This window comes from Gammaproteobacteria bacterium (genome assembly GCA_019748175.1).
Lineage (GTDB): Bacteria > Pseudomonadota > Gammaproteobacteria > JAIEPX01 > JAIEPX01 > JAIEPX01.
In genome coordinates this window covers 186,223-209,242 of sequence record JAIEPX010000003.1, presented here as the reverse complement: position 1 = coordinate 209,242, position 23,020 = coordinate 186,223, and the positions used below count along the sequence as shown (strand labels likewise).

Genomic DNA, 23,020 nt, shown 5'->3' with positions numbered 1-23,020 from the left:
GATTTAACTAAACCACCAAAATAGTGAACCCTCTAACAACTCATGGCACAACCCCGCTTCCATTTTTGCCTAAGAGGTTAGAGCATGCCCAACCCCGAAAATCTATGCTGCAGGTTACTTGGAATTATTTTAGGGGGGGTCAATAGTAAAAGTAAGCCAATTTTCAACTATGCCAGACCCCGAAGATCTACTCTTCGGGGTACTTCGGGGTTATTTTCGAGGTTCAGATTAATATGGACTGATTGGAGACTTAATAAACAATTTTATCTTCTTTTGAAAACCACTCTGCTAAAACAGCTTTAGCTTCAGATTGCATTATTTGTTCTTCGGAGATCTTTCGATCGCCTAAAGGTTTATTCAATTGTTCATAAAAAAAGCGATCGTCGAAACCGATTTCTGCTGCATCATGTTGATTCGCCCCAAAAAATATTTTTTCAATTCGGGCCCAGTAAATAGCGGTCAAACACATCGGGCATGGTTCGCAGCTAGTATAAATTGTACAACCTTCCAAATTAAAGGTATCTAAGTGTCGGCACGCATCACGAATAGCGGTGACTTCAGCGTGAGCTGTAGGATCATTTGTGGAGGGTACGCAATTGTGGCCACGCCCAATTATTTCACCGTCTTTTACAACAACAGCTCCAAAGGGCCCCCCTTCGTTATTTTCAATTCCTAATTTAGCCTGGGCAATGGCTTCCTGCATAAAATTTTTTTCCACGGATTTTTCTCCAAAATAGTGTGTAAGGAAAATATTGAATGATGAAATTAGGCTTATTAAACGTCGAGGTTGACGACATCCAGCGCTTTGCTTTCAATAAACAGGCGTCGTGGCTCTACTTGATCACCCATCAATGTTGTGAAATATTCATCGGCCGCCACTGCATCTTCAATGCGTACTTGCAACATACGACGAGTTTCAGGATCCATTGTGGTTTCCCAAAGCTGATCAGGATTCATTTCACCAAGACCTTTATAACGTTGAACTGCAATGCCTTTACGCGCATCTTGCATCAACCAATCGATCGCATCAGCAAAGGTTTTGATGCCTTGACGTTTTTCACCACGTTGAATAAACGCACTTTCTTCCAGCAGATCTCGCGTTTTTTCAGCAAAGGAACTGAATAGTTGATAATCATGGGATGCAAAAAACTCTTGTCGTAAAGGAAATTGCTGATCAATTCCGTGCGCCGTTATTGTGATTGTTGGATAGTATTGCCCTAATTCGCCTGATTCCTGAACATGAATTTTGTATTGAGCAGTGTTATCGTTATTGTGTGACTTACTCTGCAATAATTCAGATAATTTCTCAGACCATATTTCAACACGATTTTTATCACTTAGCTCTTCAACGTTCAAAGGTAACATCGCAAGCAATTGTTGCAAAATAACTTCAGGATAACGACGATTTAAATATTTTATTTTTCGTTGAATCGAGCGATATTCATTTCCCAATGTTTCCAACGCAGTTCCCGAAATTGGTGGGGAAGTTGCATTGACATACAAACCAGCATCTTCCAATGCAATTTGTTGTAAATATTCAGCCAACGCATCATCGTCTTTTATGTACTGTTCTTGCTTGCCTTTTTTCACTTTATACAGAGGCGGTTGTGCAATATAAATATAACCACGTTGAATAACTTCTACCATTTGTCGATAGAAAAAAGTAAGTAATAACGTACGAATATGAGAACCATCAACATCCGCGTCAGTCATAATAATGATGCGATGATACCGTAATTTATCAGGATTATATTCTTCGCGTCCAATTCCACAACCTAGCGCAGTAATTAGTGTTCCTACTTCTACAGACGAAATCATTTTGTCAAATCGCGCCTTTTCAACATTCAGAATCTTTCCTTTAAGCGGTAAAATCGCTTGATTTTTACGATTTCGCGCCTGTTTTGCAGAGCCGCCAGCAGAATCACCCTCAACAATAAATATCTCTGATAATGCTGGATCTTTTTCTTGGCAATCAGCTAATTTTCCTGGAAGACCTGCGATATCAAGTGCACTTTTTCTACGCGTTAATTCACGTGCTTTTCGTGCAGCTTCGCGTGCACGTGCAGCATCAATAGTTTTATTGATTATATTTTTTGCTTCCATCGGATGTTCAAGCAAATAATGCGTTAAATATTCCGAAAGCAAAGATTCAATAATGGGTTTAATTTCAGATGAAACTAATTTATCTTTTGTTTGAGATGAAAATTTTGGATCGGGTACCTTTACTGAAATTACTGCGGTCAGTCCTTCACGAATATCCTCACCCGTTAAAGCAACTTTTGCACCCTTCATTGATTCAGTAATATAATTATTGATAGATCGTGTAAGACCTGATCTAAATCCCGCTAAATGAGTACCACCGTCTCTTTGTGGAATATTGTTTGTATAACAATAGACCGTTTCTTGATAACTATCGTTCCATTGCATTGCAACTTCGGCTGTAATTCCGTCTTGCTCTTTTTTAAAATAAAGAATGTCGTTATTAACTGCTGTTTTATTTTTGTTCAGCATCTTGATGAATTCTTTCAATCCACCATCATAAAGAAAAATATCACCTTTTCCAGTGCGTTCATCATATAATGAAATTCGTAATCCAGAATTTAATACGGCTAATTCGCGTAATCTTCGCGCAAGAATATCATAATTATATTCAAGAACATTGTTGAAAATTTTGTCACTGGGTTTAAAAGTAATTTCTGTTCCAGTTAAATCTGTATCACCTATAGCTTTTAAAGACTCTTCAGGAACCCCTAAGTGATAAGTCTGTACATGAACTTTTCCAAGTTGACGAATTTTGAGTTTTAAATATTCAGAAAGTGCATTAACAACAGAGACACCAACGCCATGCAAACCGCCCGACACTTTATACGAATCGCTATCGAATTTACCACCCGCATGGAGTATGGTCATAACAACTTCAGCTGATGATCGTTTCTCTTCCTCGTGAATACCTACAGGAATGCCTCGTCCATTATCTTTAACAGTGATTGAGTTATCGGAGTGAATAATAACATCGACTTCGGTGCAATACCCCGCAAGGGCCTCATCAACGGAGTTATCGACAACTTCGTACACCATATGATGTAAACCGGTACCATCATCCGTGTCACCGATGTACATTCCAGGACGCTTACGTACCGCATCTAAACCTTTCAAAACCTTGATTCTAGACTGATCGTAAGTCGCATCGATTTCGTTAATAGACATGCCCAATTTCTCTCAATCAAAAGGACGTATTGTATCAGATTTAGAAAAAAATGACATCCTAGATATTGCATCAGAGCTAGGTTTACACATAATTTTTGAAAATTTGTTTTCTATGATCTGGAGATCGAAGTGTAACGATCACGTCCTTTTTCAGAAGCCACAACATACAAAATAATAGCTATTAACGGCTTTTTTAAACTTAAAAGTAGCATTACTTTAATCAGGCCGCTCGCTATCTTGATCTGAATCTAAAATCCGAAAATATTGTGATTATCGGCATTATTATGTTGAACTAGTTCGTTTAGCGCTTCTAATTGCTCAGTAGTAAGCTTATCCAACAATATATTCAACTTAGTGGCAGATGGCAGTGGTTGTGTCGACCCATCTCTCAGCGGGGTATTTTCCTGCTCAACCATTAATCGTCTATACACTACTTTTGCAGCTTCTGGCAAGACGCCAAGAATTAGTTTAACTTGTTCACCTTCAGTTAACTTAAGCAGCGATACTATCAACTCATCCTTTAATGTTTCATCTATGCTGATATCAAATCTCTCTACAAACTGATTTTGAGCGCCACTATCGTCAATCAGAACCGTATCAGATATCGTCATTGAAGGGTCTGTATCTCCTTTTGCCACTAATTTATTCGACGTGAACCTCAATCTCCCAGCTTTAACATTACGTAAATGATATTCATCGACATCTCTTTCATCTGAGATCAATGAGCTCCCATTCTCTGGTTCCGTTCTCTTCATAACACGCTCCATATACTATTAAAACAATATCAGCAGTAATCACCGAATTTTCGATTCACTTCGACTATTATCCTAGATTCTGCAGTTGGAATCTACTAAGAAGCCCTAATGCACTGAATCTAAAAACTTTCTGAAGCATTTTTTAGTTCACCGTACGTGAGCATAAGCCATTAATCAAACACACCTCAAAAAGTCTTTATCTTGAGCACCTAAAGGACCTCTCGTTACGATTCCAACTGCAGAATCTAGGATTATAGCCATATTAATTAAGATGCTGCACGTGAACATCTAAAATCATTGCCATCATAACTCCTTGTAACAGTGTAATAATCGAATTATTTTTGATACTGGTATCCCAGTAAATATATCGAATTGCTTACAATACTAAACAGCTTCAAATGAGAAAAAAGCGTACACACCATATAATCACCCTAATTATTATACCGTGATTCGCTATACTACACCCAAACCTAGAAGAAGCTCTCTTAGGCGCTGGTCTAAAACAATATGTTCCACGTGAAACATCTAAATGATTGAAAGACAGGTTTCTACTCAATGATAGTTCCACGTTTCACGTGAAACATTTTGGGATTGTGTTGGCCTGATAATAATGATTCAAAAAGTCTAAAATCTGTACCCGTAATATAGACTTGCGCTGAGATGTTATTCAATAAATCACCGACTATCTTAAGCTTAGCTTGATCAAGCTCTGCAGGCAGGTCATCTATCAAATAGATTGCAGATTTTTGTGTTTGTTGATGTAGTAAACATCCTTGCGCTAAACGCAAAGCATAAATGAGAGATTTGTGTTGTCCTTGTGAAAGAGTGTCTTTGACCGGCATTTCATTTGAAGTTAAGAGTATCTCAGCCCGGTGAGGGCCTTGTTGCGTATAGCCTAGTTCAAGATCGCGATGAATGTTACGTTTCAGTACTTCTTCTAGTATAGAGTCGTGTGACCAACCCCTATAGTAATCCAATGTAACGGGTACCTCTGGTAACAATGAAGAAGCTAAGGAATTGAAAATGGGAGTTAATTGTTTAATGTACTGAGCTCGCGATAGATCAAGATGTTCAGCAACGACACAGAGTTCATTATTCCAAATTGCGACTTGATCTGAATGCAATCGCTGTCTTAACACCACATTACGTTGTTTAATTGCTCGTTGAGCACGTTGCCAATGACTAAAGAATAGATGTTCCACGTGAAACAATCCCCAGTCAATAAACTGTCGGCGTAATTTGGGGCCTTCGTTAATTAAGCTATGGCCATCAGGGTAGAGCAATTGTATTGGCAATAATTCAGCTATCTCTATAATGCTACTAACTGAATTACCCGCAATTTTAATTGTCGTTTGTCCATTGCGCTGCTTAGAAAGCCCAACGGGTGTTTCACCGGAAGACATTGAGATTTTAGCGTGAAGTTGAAACTGTGACTGTTCATGCTCTATTAAACGAGAGGTAAGACGCGTGCGAAAAGAGCGCCCGAGGGCCAATAAATGAATCGCTTCTAAAAAGCTGGTTTTGCCACTGCCATTAGGCCCACAGAAGAGATTGATCTTAGGCCCAGGGGCTATGTCTACTGACGCAAGATTACGCAGATTCTGTATAGTAATGTGCGACAGGCTGGTCATAATATTCAGGCTAACTAGAGACGAAGCGGCATGATCACAAACGCACTATACGCTCTGTCAGTTTGCTCCTGAACCAAGACACCCGTTTCATTGTCAGTAAAACTCAGAACTACGTTATCATTGCTGATGGTATTAAGCACATCGATAATATAATCCACATTAAAACCTAGCTCACAGGTCGGAGATTGGTAATCAATGGTCATCTCTTCTTCAGCTTCTTCTTGTTCAGGATTATTGGCCTGTATTTGAAGCACATCATTCTCTAAATGAAAACGAACACCGCGAAATTTTTCATTGGTCAAGACTGAAGCTCGTTGTAAGGTTTGTTTCAGGGAATGTCGATCTAAAATAACATGTTTATCGCTGTTCTTAGGAACCACGCGCTCATAGCTCGGGAAGCTTCCATCAATTAATTTCGAAATAAACGTAAAGTTAGGGCTTTCTACCCGGATATGATTTGCACTAACACCTACGGTAACATCGCCTGCATTACCTGAAATCAATCGTAAAAGTTCATGAACGCCTTTGTAGGGCAACAGCGCTTGCGCCGTTGCAGCCGAATCAGAATACGTTAAAGAATTTAACGCTAATCGATGTCCGTCGGTTGCAACCGTACGAATATTGCCACCTTTAACTTCCAACAACATTCCATTCAAGTAGTAGCGTACGTCCTGTTGTGCCATCGCAAAATGGGTACGTTGAATTAAATAATGTAAATCAGAATGCGGTAGTTTGATTTCAACCGTACTAGGATCTGCCTGAATAAACGGAAATTCTTCAGCCGGCAGAGTAGAAAGTGAAAAACGACTTCTTCCTGATTTAATCAATAATCGATCTTTTTCAAACTCTAGCGTTATCGTCGCTTCATCTGGCAAGGTTTTGCAGATATCTAAAAGTTTACGACCTGGAACTGTAATTTCTTTATTACCAGGTTGTTTGGATTGCAGGGTAGTGCGCCCAATCAGTTCGACCTCTAAATCAGTACCTGTAACGGACAGCTGATCATCACTGAAACGCAATAAGACGTTCGCCAAAATAGGTAATGTTTGACGACGCTCAACTACACCGATGGCGAGTTGAAGTGGAGTAAGCAGCTCTTCGCGTTGCAATGTAAATTTCATGATCCTTATCCTTCCATTAAGTTATGTTGACAAAATACGTAAAAGATTCAAATAGTCCTCTTTAATATCTACTTCAGTTGCAATTAATTCTTTGATCTTGCGTGTCGCGTGTAAAACGGTGGTATGATCACGCCCCCCAAAAGCATCACCAATCTCCGGTAAACTGTGGGTTGTTAATTCCTTTGCAAGCGTCATCGCAATTTGTCGGGCACGCGCCAAAAAGCGATTGCGGCGTTTAGACAGCAACTCATTGACTTTAATTTTATAATAAGTGGCTACTATTTTCTGAATATTTTCTATTGAAATTAATTTAGCCTGTACTGCCAATAGATCTTTCAACGCTTCTCTAGTAAAATCTAGCGTAATGGGTTGGCCAGTAAAATGGGCATTCGCGATCACGCGTTTCAAAGCACCTTCCAATTCACGCACATTTGACTGCACACGTTTGGCAATAAAAAATGCCACTTCATTCGGCAGCAGAACACGCGATTGCTCAGCTTTAGACATTAAAATGGCCACACGCGTTTCCAATTCTGGCGGTTCAATGGCAACAGTCAGCCCCCAACCAAAACGGGATTTAAGTCTTTCTTCTAACCCATTGATTTCTTTGGGATATTTGTCGCAGGTTAAAATAACTTGTTGTCTGCCTTCAACTAATGCATTGAAAGTATGGAAAAATTCTTCTTGAGAACGGTCTTTCCCGGCAAAAAATTGAATATCATCGATCAAAAGAGCATCAGCATTGCGATACCAACGTTTGAAATCGTTCATTAAATTACGTTGCAACGCTTTCACCATATCGGCAACAAAACGCTCAGAATGTAAATAAATTATTTTGGCATCTTTCTTCCGACTTCTAATAAGGTTTCCCACGCAGTGCATTAAGTGGGTTTTTCCAAGCCCTACATCTCCGTAAATTAAGAGCGGATTGTAGGCCGTACCAGGATTCTCCGCTATTTGTACGGCAGCAGCCCGAGCGAGTTGATTCGATTTTCCTTCAACGAAATTATCGAACGTAAAGGCCTCATTGAGCGTACTTTGTGTACTCGCAAACGGGTTGTTGGAATCATTATCTAATACACTAGCATGATGTTGCGGCATGCGCTGGGCTAATTGTGGACTCTCACTAGTCGGCGTACGTACTACTTTCCGGGTACCAATCCCCAAGCAAAGAGACGGCGTCTCTTCAGGACACAATTCTACAATAAGTTCTTTCAATCTATTGTAATAGTTGTCTTTCAGCCATCCTAATACAAATTGATTGGGCGCCAGCACAGACAGCTCGTTGGGCGTTTGTTCTACCTGTAAGGGCTGAATCCATCGTGTAAATTCGATGGGCTTAAGCTCGTTTTCTAATTGAGCCAAACATTGTTGCCACAATTGTGACGACACGGCGCTGTCCTTTTTTGTTGCTGTAAAAACAGCTATTTTATCCCGATTGAAAAAAGTTATCCACAGTTTACTTTGTCAACATCTCCCGGTTAAGTATTTTTGGATGTGTTAGTTACTCAGCGCCCTCTATACAGGGCTGTTGATTTTAACACCGGGAGATGCATCCCCTAAAACCCCTCATCGCGAAAGGAAAACCTTAGCTCTGTAGCTTCGCGTTGAAAACAGTGTCCTAAATGAAATTTGGTTCTAGAGCCCGGCAGCCAACGCATTTCCTTGTGCTTCACTCTCTTAAACTAGTATTATAGGGTATCCAATTTAACGCAGAGAGAATCCAAATATGAACGCAACCGAGATTTTTTCAGAACACGATTTAGCAGCCGTAGAATTACACAATCAAATTCACCCGCGCATTAAAGTACGGCCGGTGTATTACGAGTTAGGTTATAGTCCCAGCCCTAAAATTTACGGACGACAAATTGTTTTAACGCGCGTGCTTGAGATGCTCGAAGAGTTGCCATCACAATATGGGATCTTAATTTATGATGTGTATCGTCCACGTGCTGTTCAAGGTGTTTTATTTGAAGTAATACGCAATGAAGTTCGAAAATTAATGCCACATTTAACAGAAGACGAAAATTTTATTGAAACAAGAAAATATGTATCTTTACCATCTATTGTTGGTAATCCGTATTGCGCACCTCATTTATCGGGTGGTGCCATCGATTTAACTTTAATAAATAGTGCAACTTTTCAAGAATGTAATATGGGCGGTCCATTCGATGATCCCTCAGAAATATCGAATCGTAATTTCTATGAAAAAAAATCTTCTTTAACACAAGAAGAAAAAGAAATTAAAACGCGCCGTGATTTATTGCAAGAATTAATGGAATCCGTTGGATTTACTTCTCATGAGTTTGAATGGTGGCATTACGATTTAGGGGATATTCTCTGGAGTAAAGCAACAGGACAGCCTGAAGCATTTGGACCATTATTCGGTGATAGTGAGTGGCCTGAATAAGTGCAGCAAACTAAAGGTGTCGCGTCTTTAGTTGTGATAGGTTTTTCAATGTTGACCTTGTATTTTAATGATATTGAGCTGGGATTGAGAAGATAAAATTCTGTTGAAACCCCTAGTTTGTAATGCTACTTTGATATGATTTTTATCGATTACGCAAAGTCATTCTTTCAAGGAGCCAAAAAATGCCAATCCAACCCGCGACATTTTTCGATCCAGCCAAAACGTTTGATGATAATGTAGACAATGGTCCGTATTTATCTAATCAATCACAAAGTGCACCTGCAATCGAAAAGGGCCCCGGATATAAATTTCTAGGCCTACAAATTAATTCTCCTTTCGGAATTCCTTCCGGACCTTTGCCCACCAGCCGACATATCATAGGAGCCTTTAAAAGTGGCTTTGACGTGGTTTGCTACAAAACCCAGCGTAGCGTCGCCTTTCCCTGCAATCCCTTTCCTAATGTGGTCTACATTGACGTAGAGGGTGATCTTACACTAGAGAAGGCCACGCACCCTCAAACAGGGCATTTGCACTCAAGTGCTCCCCTCGAAAAACTAACGATAACCAATTCTTTTGGCAACCCCTGTCGCGGCCCTGATTTTTGGGTGGATGACCTTCGAAAAGCCGTCCAAGCTCAAGGCAAAGGGCAGCTGTGTATTGGCAGCGTCGTCGGAACAATTCAAGAAGGCTTTAACGATCATGATTATTTTAAAGATTTTGCAGCCACAGCTTTATTAGCCAAATGCGCAGGTGTTCAAGCTATTGAGCTTAATCTTTCGTGCCCTAATGTCGCGAGCGAAGGTGTCTTGTGTTACACCTACGAAGCAGTTTACCAGGTCTGTAAGCTCACTAAAGAGGCTGTGGGTGATGTACCTTTAATAGCCAAAATGGGCTATTTCACACCTGATCAACAGCCCTTACTAGAAAAAATAGTCCTTGGGACGAGCCCTTATCTTGGAGCGTATTCGGTCATCAACACCCTTCAGGCCGCCATAGTTGACGAGCAAGGCAATCAATTCCTGCCCGGCCCTGGCCGCCTAAAAGCCGGCTGCTGTGGCGCCAGTATCAAGTGGGCAGGCCTTGATATGGTTAAACGCCTCGCTGCGTTGCGTGAAAAACACCGCTTAAATTTTGATATCATGGGCGTCGGGGGTGTTATGACTCCGGAACATTTTCTCGAATACAGAAACGCCGGCGCTGATGTCGTCCAATCCGCCACTGCAGTAATGTGGAACGATAGGCTTGCACAGCAAATCAAAACCACTTTATAAATTACAAATTCTTTTTCGAAAAATGATGTTAGAAAAAACCGATATTTATTTCACAATAAAACATATTAATTTGATTTAGAATTAGAATGCATTTGATTTTCAAGCGTATCATCAGTACTGACTGGTGAATTCTCTTCAGCCTTCGCTCGCTTCGGAGAGCTTTCACCTGATGATGTAGCGCAGATAGGGTTATCACCCCTCGCCTTCTCTTTAATAGCAGCATTTGCAGCTGCTTTTTGATCCGCGAGATCGTAATATTTCTCATCAACATGCCAATTACTACGAATATTCAGAAAGGTTTGACGTGAGTTCGCGATTAGTATTTCAGCATCATTATTATTAAGAGAAGTCCACCCAATTGATAAACGCTCGATATCAGATAGCGCCAATGCCATTGCCATCTCTGGACTACCACCCACATTTGTGCTGTTCAACACGAGAGATTTGATGTGCTTTAAGCCTTTAGCTAACAGGATTGCACCTTGGTTTCCAATATTATTTCCCTCAAGATTCAACCGTGTAACGTAAGGGTTCGTATTTAATAATTCGATTAATACGGGTAAATCTGAATCAAGCAAACCGGAGTCCCCAATACTATTTTTATCAGGAGAGGCTTTCGCAATAAGCTCTGCGACATTATCTGATATTCGAGTTCCTCGATAACCAATTTTTTTCATCACTTCCCCCTTCTATAAATTTAATAGTATTCTATCAAATTTTTAATGTTTTTTGAAGCCCCCAGACCTCTCATCACCTGGGTTCATATTCTTAGGTTCATCACCTTTTGGTTCCTCCTTATGGCGTTTAGTCCAGCTAGGAGTCACCATAGGTTCTGATTTAGGACTTGGAGGAGATTTTTCGTCTGGCTGAGCACTCAATAATAAACTCAAAAAATCACTAGCATCCTGTTTATCGTCCTTAATTGCATTGTTCTGAAATTTTTCTAACAGTGCATCAATTATCTTAAAATCAAAGATCAAATTTTGTTCTTGAAATACTTCTTGAAAATTTTTAGCTATCATTTTTACATTGTTTAAAATATCTACACTTTCTGATGAAGAAAATCTTTCAAATCGATCCGGCTCCGATTGTAGTAAAGCAATAAAGTTTACTGCTGTCTGAAGAGCATGATGTATCATCTCCACTTCACCCGTACGATAATTTAATTGACTGATATTCTGCGGTGCGAGTATCTTCAATCGTTCAAGTAACGATTTAGATGTAGCCAATTCACACACTGTATTAAATCGAGCCTTATCAGATCCTTTAAGTACTTGCGTACAATTTAAAAGTTGATATTGTCTGTAAAAAGACTCTACTAAAGGATTAGTTGAAACCCACTGAGCTACATTAATATCTTTAAATGATAGCCCGGATTCAACTAATCTGCGACAAAATTGGTTCTGTAATTCAACTGGTTGTATACTGTTCGTCAAAGCTAATTTTTCTAGAAAATACAGGTGATCATCAAGTCTAAGTACGCCAAAAAATCGAATTTCTTGTTTTATTTGTTCTATTAATTTTAAGAATGATGTACTAATATCAGTTTTATCGAGCCTTATGCCCTTTAGCCATTCTTTAGTGTTTTTTAAAGGTTGCGCCAACATCAAACCATGATGTCGCAATGGAAACACCTGCACTGGAGTTTCATTACAACGCAATTGATAATAAGTCGATCTACCTTGAGGGTTTGAACTTTCCAGTGCTTTTCTAATGACCTCCGTTCCAGTGCGTTCAAGCGTGAGATCTTTCCAATAATGGCTGCTATATGCGGTCATGATCATATCGTCAATACGACCTAACTCTCTTAATCGATAGTTATCAGCCGTCATATCCATGATCTTCTTCATAAGTGGATTATATTTTGTACAAATAAATGAATCATTGCCAGGTATGGGCTGAACATGACCGGCTTCTCCTTGTATCACATCAAACATTTCAAAAATTTCAAACGCTTCTGGTATTGGATTAACTCTCTGTGTCATATGGTCCAAATACAATATGTGCTCTTTAGGTGGTTCATTAAAAAATGGGCAACGTCCAAGAGAATCTTTTCCAGGAGATACGTCTGCATCAAAATACCCACTCCCGTGATTATATAGAATTCGATATCGTAGTTGATCGCTTGATGCACCATAATTGGGTTGTACCATATCAATTTCAAAACGAATGGCCTCATTAACCATTCCATGTTGAGTTATATCTCGAATGAGAACTGGAGCAACTCCTTGAGGTTTATAATCAGGGGGCAATTCATTGAAAAATACAAATGGGGGATTGTGACCACCAAGTTCTTTAAAAAGCATTCTATATTGAGTAACAATATACTCTAACTTTGTCAGATCAACTTCTTTTCTTTCTTCATTCCACGCATCTACCCAGAGCAATATTTTGAAGTATGAATTATTACGAGCCCAATTAATAGTATTCTGCAACTTAAATGTAGGCATTAATTCATCACCACCCGCCCAAACGAAATGGACCACTTTTTCAATCTGCTCCGGTGGTTTAACCTCTTGTTCTTCAAGTCGTATTCGTTTCATAAATACCCTTTTCCAGATTTGCCTATTAGTGAAATTATAGCAGATTCCTGGGGACAATACCTCTTCCCTAAAAACAAGCTATACTTATAGCTGAATAGGTACTGAAGTCGAGGAAGGTATGTCACCCGAGGAAAGATCGGCAAAAATAACAGCATTAAATCAACTTTTGGAGTATCTTAAAAACCCGAAAAGTAAAGACCTGTTTGACATATTTTGTGAAGCTGTTCCTGAATTAAGAGATCTAAATTTACCGAAAATCAACGCTAAATTGCTCGCTAAAGTCCACGATGATGTATTACATTATATTCAGCGGATTAATCCAGAGCACGAAAGAAGCCAAAGCACTAAAGAAATAAATGGGGACACTTATGGCAAATTATGTGATATTGCAAAAAAAACAAAACATGCACTATCATCTCAAGATGTACTACCTTATCAACCTCGTAAAGATCAATTAGAAAAACTTAATTATTTTTTGAAGCGAATTCGAGAAGATACTTTTACGGTAGGTGACTATGAAGATTTATTCACTAATGAAAATCTATTAAAGGCACTGCTTTCACCTGAGGAAAGATCGGATTTCGTACAATATATTGATAATATTAATATTAAAAAATTATTACTAAGGGGTACACCAGCTCAACCCAATCCAGTTCAAACAAAAGACGAGCAAGGCGGGCGAGAAATTGACGACAAAGGCTCTTCAAGGCTGCTCACTCCAGTAGAACTTTCTGAAGTTCGCTCTAAATTCAAAGATGAGACGACTCCACACAAAACGATTCAACCTGATCAAGTAGTCAGAAAACAACGGATTGACTTAGAAAACACTATGGACCAAACTTTTACAACTATCAGTGGTCTTTTGATAAAGGTTCTCAGTAATCAGCCCACTACAAATTCAGCGCCATCATTAAAATCTGAGTATGATATTCTTTTGCATAAATTCAATGAGATTTTATCAGACAAAAATAAAGCAAGAATTATCACTGAATTAAAAACAAAACATTATTTTCAGCCTAAGGATTTACGACTAACAGTCATGGTAGAAAATCGCATTCGATTTTCATTGCAACATCTGAATATCGACCTTAAAGATCTAGAGCGCCGCATCAAGGAAACATCCTTAACCAAAGTCACTTCAGATAAGCCACAACGTGGCTAAGTTAAATACTTTGATGAAATATATTTTGACAATAACTCCGGAGTAAATTATGAGTATGGATCAATGTCCAAGGTGTGGAGAACTAGAAATTATTGATGTTGGGGGAGGGTATCAATGCAATAGTTGTGCTTCAGCATTTTATACTTTTAACTGCCAACAGTGCCAAAAAGAATTTATTATTTATGAGCGTCCGATTGATGGAAAGTTACGCTGTGAAGACTGCCGTATTATCAACGCTGAAAATTTAAGAAATCGTATTCAAAAAAATGGGCCTGACTATAATATATGTAAAAATTCAAGCTATTTTACTAATGGGATAACAGATGAATATCCTATTTCATACCGTCTCGTATTGCTAAATATCATATTTATTTTCTTCCAGAAATCAGATATATCAGAATTCAATACTCTTAAACAAGATATGAGTGATTTACTTGAGGCCATTGAAAACAAAACAGAATTTCAAATCAATTATCCTAGTTATTTTCAAATTTACACATTTAAAAATATTCGTTCTGAAGACCCTAAGGACATATATGCGTTATTAATCGACAAAACAAGAGGCACAACCCCTTTATTTTTCTATTGTAATAGTAGTACTACGGAGAAAAAAAGATACCGAGTAGAAGCCTTTCATTCATCTTTAAAAGAAATAATTAGTAAATTTGACACATTAATAGAAATTTTCACAAACAATGAAATATTTTTTAGAGAAAACACCACAAATAACCTACTAGATAATCCTAATTTTAAAAATCATCTTTGCTTTATATTAGAGCAACTCGCGAACGAAGAAGATTAAGCTAACATTATTAGCAAAATTACTTTGTTCTTCTTAATCGATATCACCAAATAATTCTTTAATGCCTTGTTGCCATGGTAGCACCAATACATGATCGAATTTTTTAGCATATTTATCTTGACTTAATACAACTGCTTCACAATTAGGTATTTCCAAAGTAATCTGTTTGAAGCTCGAAATATCCTCTGGAAAAACATTCGTACTACTCTTTATTTCGATACAAAGTAATGCTTTTCCTGGGCGTTCTACAATCAGGTCAACCTCAACATCACTCGGCGTCCGCAAATAACTAAAGCGAAAATCTTTACGGTGGTAGTCACTAAGCTTTATGCACTCCAATATTATGAAGTGTTCAAAAGCGTTACCATATGCATTTGTCTGTGGGATGATATCTACACTGGTTTGTCTCGATAATGCTCGCACTACACCAGGGTCAAAATAATAAAATTTTGGTTTCTGACTGAGTCTTTTTCTAAACGACCCAGTATATGAATCTAACATAAAACCAATCAAGGTATCTTCTAGAATACCATAATAGGCTTTTATGGTTTTATCATCTGCACCGACATCTCGGGCAATATTACTATAGTTAATAATTTTACCGTTGCATTGTGCCGCAACTTCAAGAAATTTGCGAAAAGGATCTAGATTACGTACAGCTTGTTCATTGATAATTTCTTCTTTGAGATAGGTATGAGCGTATGCATTTAAAAATTCCTGACGTTCCAAATCAGTATCACACTGACTAATTTCAGGTAATGTACCCCATTTCAGTGCATGATTAAGATTAAAGTCATCACCAAGTTCGAACGCACTTAAAGGATAGAGATGATAAACAAAAGCCCTTCCTGCTAGCAGGTTTGCCCCACCATGTTTTAGTTTTCGAGCACTTGATCCAGTCATAACAAAAGTTTTGCTTGTTTTACCCATCAACATTTGAACGATATCAAGTAACTTAGGATTTTTTTGGATTTCGTCAATAATCACATGTTGAATATTGCTTGGTAAAGCTTCTACTTCAGAAGATAAAATGTTTGGATTCTGACGATATCGATCTTCATCCTCACTATTGAGTAAATCGATATAACGGCTAGACTGATGGTCATATAGCTTCTTGATAAGTGTGCTTTTGCCTGTGTTGCGAGCGCCAAATAAGAAAAAATGCTTTTTCTTTGGCAATTGTAGTATCCGTTGATACATGGCTAACTCCGAAAATATCAGACATTTTCGGAGTATAGTCCGAAATTTCCAGACGGTCAAGCAATGACCTGATAATTTCGGAACATGGTCCGAAATTGTCTGATATTTTCGGAGTACGTTCTCTTTGAATTTCAGGCTTTCAATGCTAGCCTAATGTTTACTGAACGACTGTAGGATTGGATCTGACCATGAAATTTGAATTATTGACCCCGACTAAGTCGACCTGGACCGAAGCGGTGATGGCTGATTTTGATACATTTTTACTGGATCATGCGGCGTGCGAACGCAAAGCGTCAAGTATGGCCATGTCGATGTTGCTGCATTATCCTGATCAACCGAACCTCGTAAAAGAAATGACAAAGTTGGCGATAGAAGAATTACTGCATTTTAAAGCGGTGATGGCACATATTCATGAGAGAGGTCTTGTTTTAACGGGTGATGAAAAAGATCCTTACGTGAATGAATTACGCCAAGCTCAACGGCGTGGCTCTCAAGAATATTTGATGGATCGTCTTATAACCGCCAGTATTATTGAAAAACGCGGGGCAGAACGATTCGGGCTCATTGCAGAAGCATTGATGGATGAAAAATTAAAAAACTTTTACACAAAAATTACAGAATCAGAACAAAGACATTATTTGCTTTTTTTAAACTTAGCAAAAGAATACTTTAACACTGAAATTATAGAGCCAAGATTAAATGAATTGTTAATTATCGAAGCGAAAATCGTAGATAACCTTCCCATAAAATCGGCACTGCATTGATGTTGAAAAACAACAGCGGGTTTTATTTTTTGAAAATATACCCATGAGAATATCTCAGAACATAAAGAAATATCTAGAAAAATACGCCGAAAAAGAGGTTTCGTCATTTGACAATTTCGATTATAGATTTTCAAATGTCGTTACAATTCCTGCATTTGACGAAAATTTTGAGAATATAAAAGTAACCTTGGATTCGATTCATGAAAAAAACGCTCTCATTATTTTGATCGTTAATTCGCAAGAAAACTCTTCAAATAAAGCCAAAAATGCAAACATTGCATTAATCGGTAATGTAAAAAATAACCTCAAAGAAATTTGGAAAGCAAAAGATTTTAAAAATATTTCTCTGCACGAAAACGAATCACACACTGTTCTTCTTATAGACAGAACCACAAATAACCTGCAGTTACCGAACAAAACAGGCGTTGGGTTAGCAAGAAAAATCGGCGCCGATATTGCTACAAAATTAATTTATGACAGAAAAATTACTTCGAACTGGATTCATTGTACGGATGCCGATGTTATTTTGCCAAAAGATTATTTTAACGCGACCAAGGATTTACAGGGCTGTTCAGCAACAATTTATCCGTACATTCATAGCATAAAAACAAACGACGGTCTCCACAAAAAAGCCATGGCGCTTTACGAATTATCTCTGAGGCACTATGTGATTGGATTAAAATTCGCAAATTCTAATTTTGCTTTTCACACTATCGGGAGCACAATAGCAATTGATTGTGAAGCGTACGCAAAAGTACGCGGATTTCCAATTAGAGAATCCGGGGAGGATTTTTATATATTAAATAAGCTTGTAAAAATAGGAAAAATTCATCGCGCAAATACAGACCCAATCATTCTTGACGGGAGATTTTCTGATAGAGTTCCGTATGGAACTGGAAAATCAGTTGAAAAAATTACCGCGCTTAAACATATCGAGGACGAATTTCTTTTTTACAATTCAACAATTTTCGAGAAGCTAAAATTGTTTCTTCAAAATATAAATGACATTGAAATTATTTCAAAAATAAAAAATTCAAGCCTTGATTTTAAAAAAACAATTGATGATGACAGGGTGTTAATAACACTCGATAAAATTGGTGCGTTTGCTGCGATAGATACCGCATTAAAAAGCTCAAAAACCCCAGCTATATGCCAAGGACACCTGCATACCTGGTTTGATAACTTCAGAACCCTCAAATTCATACATCATATGAGGGATGAATATTATCCGTCACTTCCGATAAAAGAAATTATCCAACAGCCGCTCTACGCCTCTTATAATTTTTCAGCTTATCACTCTCTGGAAGAGCTCATTCAGGAATTCAAAAAAATAAGTAGGTAAGTCTACTTACCCACAATTCTCTTAACAAACAAATATAATTATTGTAAACTACCTCAATTAAATCGGCACCCAGGATTAGCGCAATGAACAATATATTCAAAATTCTTACCATCAGTACCACATTAATCGTCAGCACTGGTGCATGGGCTCAATTCACAATGCCAACTCCAAAAGTTAGCACTGTAACAACTCAATATTCCACATGGGAGCCGCATGTGGTAGCGAATGGCACGCTACAAGCAGTCCACGGGATTGTCGTAAAAACAGAAATTCCAGGAAGAGTACGTAAAATCCTTTTTAATTCGGGTGATTCCGTTAAAGCGGGAACACCATTACTTGAACTCAACAACGACATGATGAAAGCGGATCTCGATCTAAACACTGCAAACCTCACTCTCAGCCAAGTCGACTATGAACGTAAAAAAGCGCTATATCCAAAACATGCTATTGCAAAATCCGAGCTTGACGCAGCACTCGCTAACTTAAAAGTTAACCAAGCCCGCGTTGCAGCAAGTAAGGCGCAATTCGCTCAATCGGTTATTGTAGCTCCTTTTTCGGGCAAATTGGGGTTGCGGCAGGTCAGCATCGGTGACCAAGTAACGCCAGCGACACCTATTGTAAATCTCCAAGCCATCGATCCCATCAATATCGATTTTACGATCCCAGAATCCGACATTCTGAAAGTTGCGGTGGGTCGTCAAGTCATCGTCGAAGACGACGCCTACCCCGATACTAAGTTTGTAGGGACAGTTAAAGCGATTGAATCTGTTATTAACACTAATGCACAAAGTCTAACGGTCCGCGCTGAAATTCCAAACAGCAAAGGTATTTTATTACCAGGTACTTTTATGCGAGTCACTTTGTCAACAGGACAACCCGAACAAGTCATTAGTATCCCGCAAACAGCAGTTATGCACTCAGTTGATGGAAACTATGTTTATCGTGTTTTGAATAAAAAAGTTTCAAAAACAAAAGTGAAAACAGGTTTGCAGCATGGCCAACAAATTAATATAACTGAGGGTCTTAAACCTGGCGAACAAGTTGTTACCGCTGGGCAAATGAAATTAAATGATGGGGCTGCCGTGGAAATCTTAAATAAATAAAAAATAAATTTTTTTATTGATATCTTTTGGGAAGATAGCCTCTTAAATTACCACGTAGATTTCTATCAAAGAACGAACTACTCACTGCAGTGTAAAGGAAGGAATACATGAAAAGTTTCACCGATATTTTTATCGAACGCCCCGTTTTTTCTTGGGTATTAAGTTTACTCCTCTTATTATTTGGATTGATGTCCTATAATCAACTGACGTTGCGCCAATTTCCGGAGATTAGCACGACGACCATCAGCGTCACAACGGCGTATCCAGGAGCAAGCGCTGAATTAATGGAAGGTTTCGTGACGGGACCCTTAGAAAGCGCTATTGCGGGCGTCAATGGAATCGAATACATCACTGCGAATAATTCCACTGGCGCCTCTGTAATCACAATTAATTTTAAAATCGGCACCAATATCGATATCGCAGCAAGCGAAGTCAGTGATCGAGTTAGTTCAGTCCGCTATCGTTTACCTAAAGAAGTCTTCAACTCTATCATTGAAAAACAAAATCCTAATACTACTCCAACAATGTATTTATCCTTCGCAAGCAATTCTTTATCGCCCGCAGAAATCACTGATTATTTAAAGCGTGTCGTGAAACCCCGCCTCGAGGGACTTCCTGGTGTAGGCGAAGCGAAAATTTTCGGGCCCCGCGATTATGCAATGCGTATATGGTTAAATCCCGAATTAATGGCTTCTCACAACGTCACTGCAACCGACGTGATCAATGCGTTGCGTGCAAACAATTTCCAATCACCCTCTGGTCAAATTTCCAGTGAATTTCAACAATACGATGTCACAGCGAATACCGATTTAAATTCAGCTCATCAATTTAATCGAATGATTGTGGGCAACGATACTGGCCATTTAACGCGTATAGAAGATATTGGAAAAGCAGAGCTTGGTACTTACAACCCTAAAGCGTCTGTGACGATGAACGGTGTCCAATCTATCGTGATCGGCATTATCACTCGTGGCGATGCAAATCCACTTGAGGTATCTGAACAAGTTAAACATTCACTCCCGAAAATGGAAAAAAATATGCCGGGGGATCTTAAACCCGAGGTTATTTGGGATAGCTCAAAATTTATTGCTGCTTCAATTTGGGAAGTGAAAAAAACCATCATTGAGGCGACACTTTTTGTTGTTCTTGTCATGTTTTTATTTTTAGGTTCTGTTCGCACACTGACCATTCCTCTCGTGACAATTCCACTGTCATTGATTGGAATTTGCTCTTTGATGCTCCTAATGGGATACAGTTTGAACACCATCACCTTTCTGGCAATGGTACTGGCGATTGGTCTGGTTGTTGATGACGCCATTGTGGTTGCAGAAAATATTCATCGTCATGTTGAGAATGGGGAAACGCCTTATAAAGCCGCGGTTGTTGGGACGCGCGAAATTAAATTTGCCATTATAGCGATGACGATTACATTGGCGGCTGTTTTTGCACCCATAGGATTTCGTGGTGGATTAACAGGCTCTTTATTCAAAGAATTTGCTTTTACTTTAGCCGGAACTGTGATTGTTTCGGGCTTTATCGCGTTAACGCTTTCTCCTATGATGTGCTCTAAAATCATGACACCAAAATCCCAAGAAAGCGATTTTGCAAAACGCATTAATAATTATTTTTCTCGCCTTGAAGAACGCTATCGAAAACGCTTGACCAAAACCATCGCAAATCGTCGAATTTTTTTGATGATCGTGTTGCCGATAACATTAACTATAAGCACTTTATTGGGTGCTCAATTATTTTCAAATCAAATATTAGCTCCACAGGAAGATAGTGGCGCAATACTCACTATTGTTCAAGGCCCCACAGGTGCCACACTTCCGTTTATGGAAAAACAAACACAAGAGCTTGCTAAAATACTTAATGCCGTCCCTGAAAAAGATGCTATAGGCATTATCAATGGATTTATGGGTGTTAATAGTGCTATTTCTTTCTTGATTTTAAAACCTTGGAATGTGCGCTCCCGATCTCTGGGCGAGATTATAGGCAGTCTATTCCCTCAATTTACGAACATTACGGGCGCGAATGCATTCCCTATCAACCCCTATAGTCTTCCGGGTGCACAAAGTTTACAACCGGTTGGTTTTGTGTTGCAAACAACGGGGAGCTACAACGAACTCTACACAACTAGTCTAAAATTAATGGAAGCAATTTCAAAATACCCTGGACTTGTTAACGTCAGCTGCGATCTTAAAATTGATAAACCTGAAATTCACATCGATGTTAATCGTGATTTAGCAGGAAATTTAGGCATTCCTATGCTTCAGGTCGCTGACGCAATTAATTTTGCCTTCAATGAAACCGCGGTTAGTCAATTCAGTATGAATGGATTAAGTTATGATGTTGTGCCACAAGTTTTGCCACAATATCGCCAAAATTCTCAAAATATCTACGGGTTATATGTTCGTACTGCTGAACAAAATTTAGTTCCTCTTGCAAATATTGTGAATATTACTGAGCGTACAACACCTCAAAATCTCAACCATTTTCAACAAATGCGTGCTGCAACAATTAGTGCTTCAATCGCACCGGGGTACACACAATCACAAGTGATTAAATATCTCGAAAAAGAAGCCAATCATATTCTCAAAGAAAATATGCGCTATGATTTCTCTGGAGAAAGTCGCCAATTTATTAATGAAAGCCACGGCTTTATCGTTATTTTATGCTTCGCCATATTATTTATTTTATTAATATTAGCTGCGCAATTTGAAAGCTTTATTGATCCATTAATTGTAATGGTTGCAGTTCCACTCTCAATTATGGGCGCATTTTTATTATTAATTCCTTTTGGCGGCGAAGTAAGTTTTATCGGGAAGTGTTTCATGGCATTCTTCACCATGAAAACCAGTGGATTCAGCGCAGGAATCGGCATCTTCAAACAATTTAGTGGTACGCTGAATATTTATACTTGGATCGGAATATTAACGTTGATCGGTTTAGTATCCAAACACGGAATTTTAATCGTCGAATTCGCCAACAAACTTCGTGCGCAAGGAAAAGGCATAACAGAAGCCGTCATAGAAGCCGCCTGCATTCGTTTACGCCCCATTCTCATGACCACTGCTGCCATCGTCCTCGGGGCCACTCCGCTCGTTTTTGCCGGCGGCGCAGGTGCCATCAGCCGTAAAGAAATCGGCCTCGTCATTATAGGCGGAATGCTATTCGGAACATTGATGTCGCTTTTCATTGTGCCTATTTTTTATACACTATTGGCGCCCTTTAAAAAGGCGCCACGTCTTGATTAGTCTTCTTTCAATCGGACAGCTAATACGTCGCAAGCAGCTCCGTGAAGCACAGCATTGGCAGTAGAACCTAAGAGCAATCGAATCCCATGGCGACCATGACTACCGACTACAACTAAATCAGCACCAATACGGTCAGCTTCTTCAAGAATGATTGTTCGCGCGGGACCTACTTTGATCACTTGACGATCATCTGCTAATGCCAACTCACTAGCCAGTTTCTTCATAGAGTCAGACGCATTTTCAAGGAGCATTTCTTCGATATCAGCACCAGCAGCAACTCCGTACGCAGCGCCGTAACTACTCATATGCTCAATAGCGTGAACTAAATATAACTCTGCACCAAATTCATCAGCCAAAGCCTTGGCTTTTTTTGTGGTGAGCGTGTCGCAGCTAGGATCAAGCTCAACTGCTAATAAAATTTTCTGATATACCTTCATGATTCAATCTCCTAG

18 protein-coding genes are annotated in these 23,020 nt (G+C 38.9%); 8 read left to right on the top strand and 10 right to left on the bottom strand.

What is annotated here, in order from left to right; all coding sequences use genetic code 11:
• Nucleotides 1-250: 250 nt before the first annotated feature.
• The 6 genes from K2X50_01995 to dnaA form a co-directional block, all read right to left on the bottom strand.
• Nucleotides 251-703, bottom strand: a complete 453-nt coding sequence (locus tag K2X50_01995) for a nucleoside deaminase (protein MBX9586006.1) — start codon at nt 701-703, stop codon at nt 251-253.
• 71 nt (nt 704-774) lie between these two features.
• Nucleotides 775-3,192, bottom strand: coding sequence for a DNA topoisomerase (ATP-hydrolyzing) subunit B (gene gyrB, locus K2X50_01990; GenBank protein MBX9586005.1), 2,418 nt, complete (start codon nt 3,190-3,192; stop codon nt 775-777).
• 263 nt (nt 3,193-3,455) lie between these two features.
• On the bottom strand, nt 3,456-3,962 hold the full coding sequence (locus tag K2X50_01985; protein ID MBX9586004.1) for a hypothetical protein: 507 nt from the start codon (nt 3,960-3,962) through the stop codon (nt 3,456-3,458).
• A gap of 548 nt (nt 3,963-4,510) precedes the next feature.
• Nucleotides 4,511-5,593 (bottom strand): DNA replication/repair protein RecF, encoded by a 1,083-nt coding sequence (gene recF / locus K2X50_01980; protein MBX9586003.1) that lies wholly within the window; start codon nt 5,591-5,593, stop codon nt 4,511-4,513.
• A gap of 14 nt (nt 5,594-5,607) precedes the next feature.
• Nucleotides 5,608-6,714, bottom strand: coding sequence for a DNA polymerase III subunit beta (gene dnaN, locus K2X50_01975; protein ID MBX9586002.1), 1,107 nt, complete (start codon nt 6,712-6,714; stop codon nt 5,608-5,610).
• A gap of 21 nt (nt 6,715-6,735) precedes the next feature.
• Nucleotides 6,736-8,106, bottom strand: coding sequence for a chromosomal replication initiator protein DnaA (dnaA, locus tag K2X50_01970; GenBank protein ID MBX9586001.1), 1,371 nt, complete (start codon nt 8,104-8,106; stop codon nt 6,736-6,738).
• A gap of 337 nt (nt 8,107-8,443) precedes the next feature.
• On the opposite strand from dnaA, the gene K2X50_01965 reads away from it, so the two are divergent.
• Nucleotides 8,444-9,124 carry a hypothetical protein gene (locus K2X50_01965; protein ID MBX9586000.1) on the top strand — a complete coding sequence of 227 codons (681 nt, stop codon included), beginning with the start codon at nt 8,444-8,446 and terminating at the stop codon, nt 9,122-9,124.
• A 182-nt stretch (nt 9,125-9,306) separates the two neighbouring features.
• Nucleotides 9,307-10,395, top strand: coding sequence for a diguanylate cyclase (locus K2X50_01960; GenBank protein MBX9585999.1), 1,089 nt, complete (start codon nt 9,307-9,309; stop codon nt 10,393-10,395).
• Nucleotides 10,396-10,460: 65 nt separating this feature from the next.
• On the opposite strand, the gene K2X50_01955 is transcribed toward K2X50_01960, so the two are convergent.
• Complete coding sequence (locus K2X50_01955; protein ID MBX9585998.1) at nt 10,461-11,072, bottom strand: hypothetical protein; 612 nt, start codon at nt 11,070-11,072, stop codon at nt 10,461-10,463.
• A gap of 42 nt (nt 11,073-11,114) precedes the next feature.
• On the bottom strand, nt 11,115-12,938 hold the full coding sequence (locus K2X50_01950) for a hypothetical protein (GenBank protein MBX9585997.1): 1,824 nt from the start codon (nt 12,936-12,938) through the stop codon (nt 11,115-11,117).
• Nucleotides 12,939-13,056: 118 nt separating this feature from the next.
• Between K2X50_01950 and K2X50_01945 the strand changes: the two genes are divergently transcribed.
• Together K2X50_01945 and K2X50_01940 are read left to right on the top strand one after the other, a co-directional pair.
• Nucleotides 13,057-14,100 carry a hypothetical protein gene (locus K2X50_01945; GenBank protein ID MBX9585996.1) on the top strand — a complete coding sequence of 348 codons (1,044 nt, stop codon included), beginning with the start codon at nt 13,057-13,059 and terminating at the stop codon, nt 14,098-14,100.
• Between the two features lie 49 nt (nt 14,101-14,149).
• Nucleotides 14,150-14,902: a hypothetical protein gene (locus K2X50_01940; protein ID MBX9585995.1), complete on the top strand. Its 753-nt coding sequence runs from the start codon at nt 14,150-14,152 to the stop codon at nt 14,900-14,902.
• 33 nt (nt 14,903-14,935) lie between these two features.
• Here K2X50_01940 and K2X50_01935 read toward each other — a convergent pair whose 3' ends face one another.
• A complete protein-coding gene (locus K2X50_01935; GenBank protein ID MBX9585994.1) occupies nt 14,936-16,102 on the bottom strand; it encodes an AAA family ATPase in 1,167 nt (388 codons plus the stop codon).
• Between the two features lie 188 nt (nt 16,103-16,290).
• Here K2X50_01935 and K2X50_01930 point away from each other — a divergent pair, with 188 nt between their 5' ends.
• The 4 genes from K2X50_01930 to K2X50_01915 all read left to right on the top strand — a co-directional run bounded on the left by K2X50_01930 (nt 16,291) and on the right by K2X50_01915 (nt 22,568).
• On the top strand, nt 16,291-16,866 hold the full coding sequence (locus K2X50_01930) for a tRNA-(ms[2]io[6]A)-hydroxylase (protein MBX9585993.1): 576 nt from the start codon (nt 16,291-16,293) through the stop codon (nt 16,864-16,866).
• 43 nt (nt 16,867-16,909) lie between these two features.
• Nucleotides 16,910-18,208 (top strand): hypothetical protein, encoded by a 1,299-nt coding sequence (locus tag K2X50_01925; GenBank protein ID MBX9585992.1) that lies wholly within the window; start codon nt 16,910-16,912, stop codon nt 18,206-18,208.
• Nucleotides 18,209-18,291: 83 nt separating this feature from the next.
• A complete protein-coding gene (locus K2X50_01920) occupies nt 18,292-19,311 on the top strand; it encodes an efflux RND transporter periplasmic adaptor subunit (protein MBX9585991.1) in 1,020 nt (339 codons plus the stop codon).
• A 107-nt stretch (nt 19,312-19,418) separates the two neighbouring features.
• Complete coding sequence (locus K2X50_01915; protein MBX9585990.1) at nt 19,419-22,568, top strand: efflux RND transporter permease subunit; 3,150 nt, start codon at nt 19,419-19,421, stop codon at nt 22,566-22,568.
• Here the strand turns inward: K2X50_01915 and K2X50_01910 are convergent.
• Nucleotides 22,565-23,005 (bottom strand): universal stress protein, encoded by a 441-nt coding sequence (locus K2X50_01910; GenBank protein ID MBX9585989.1) that lies wholly within the window; start codon nt 23,003-23,005, stop codon nt 22,565-22,567. The genes K2X50_01915 and K2X50_01910 overlap by 4 nt on opposite strands.
• Nucleotides 23,006-23,020 lie beyond the last annotated feature (15 nt).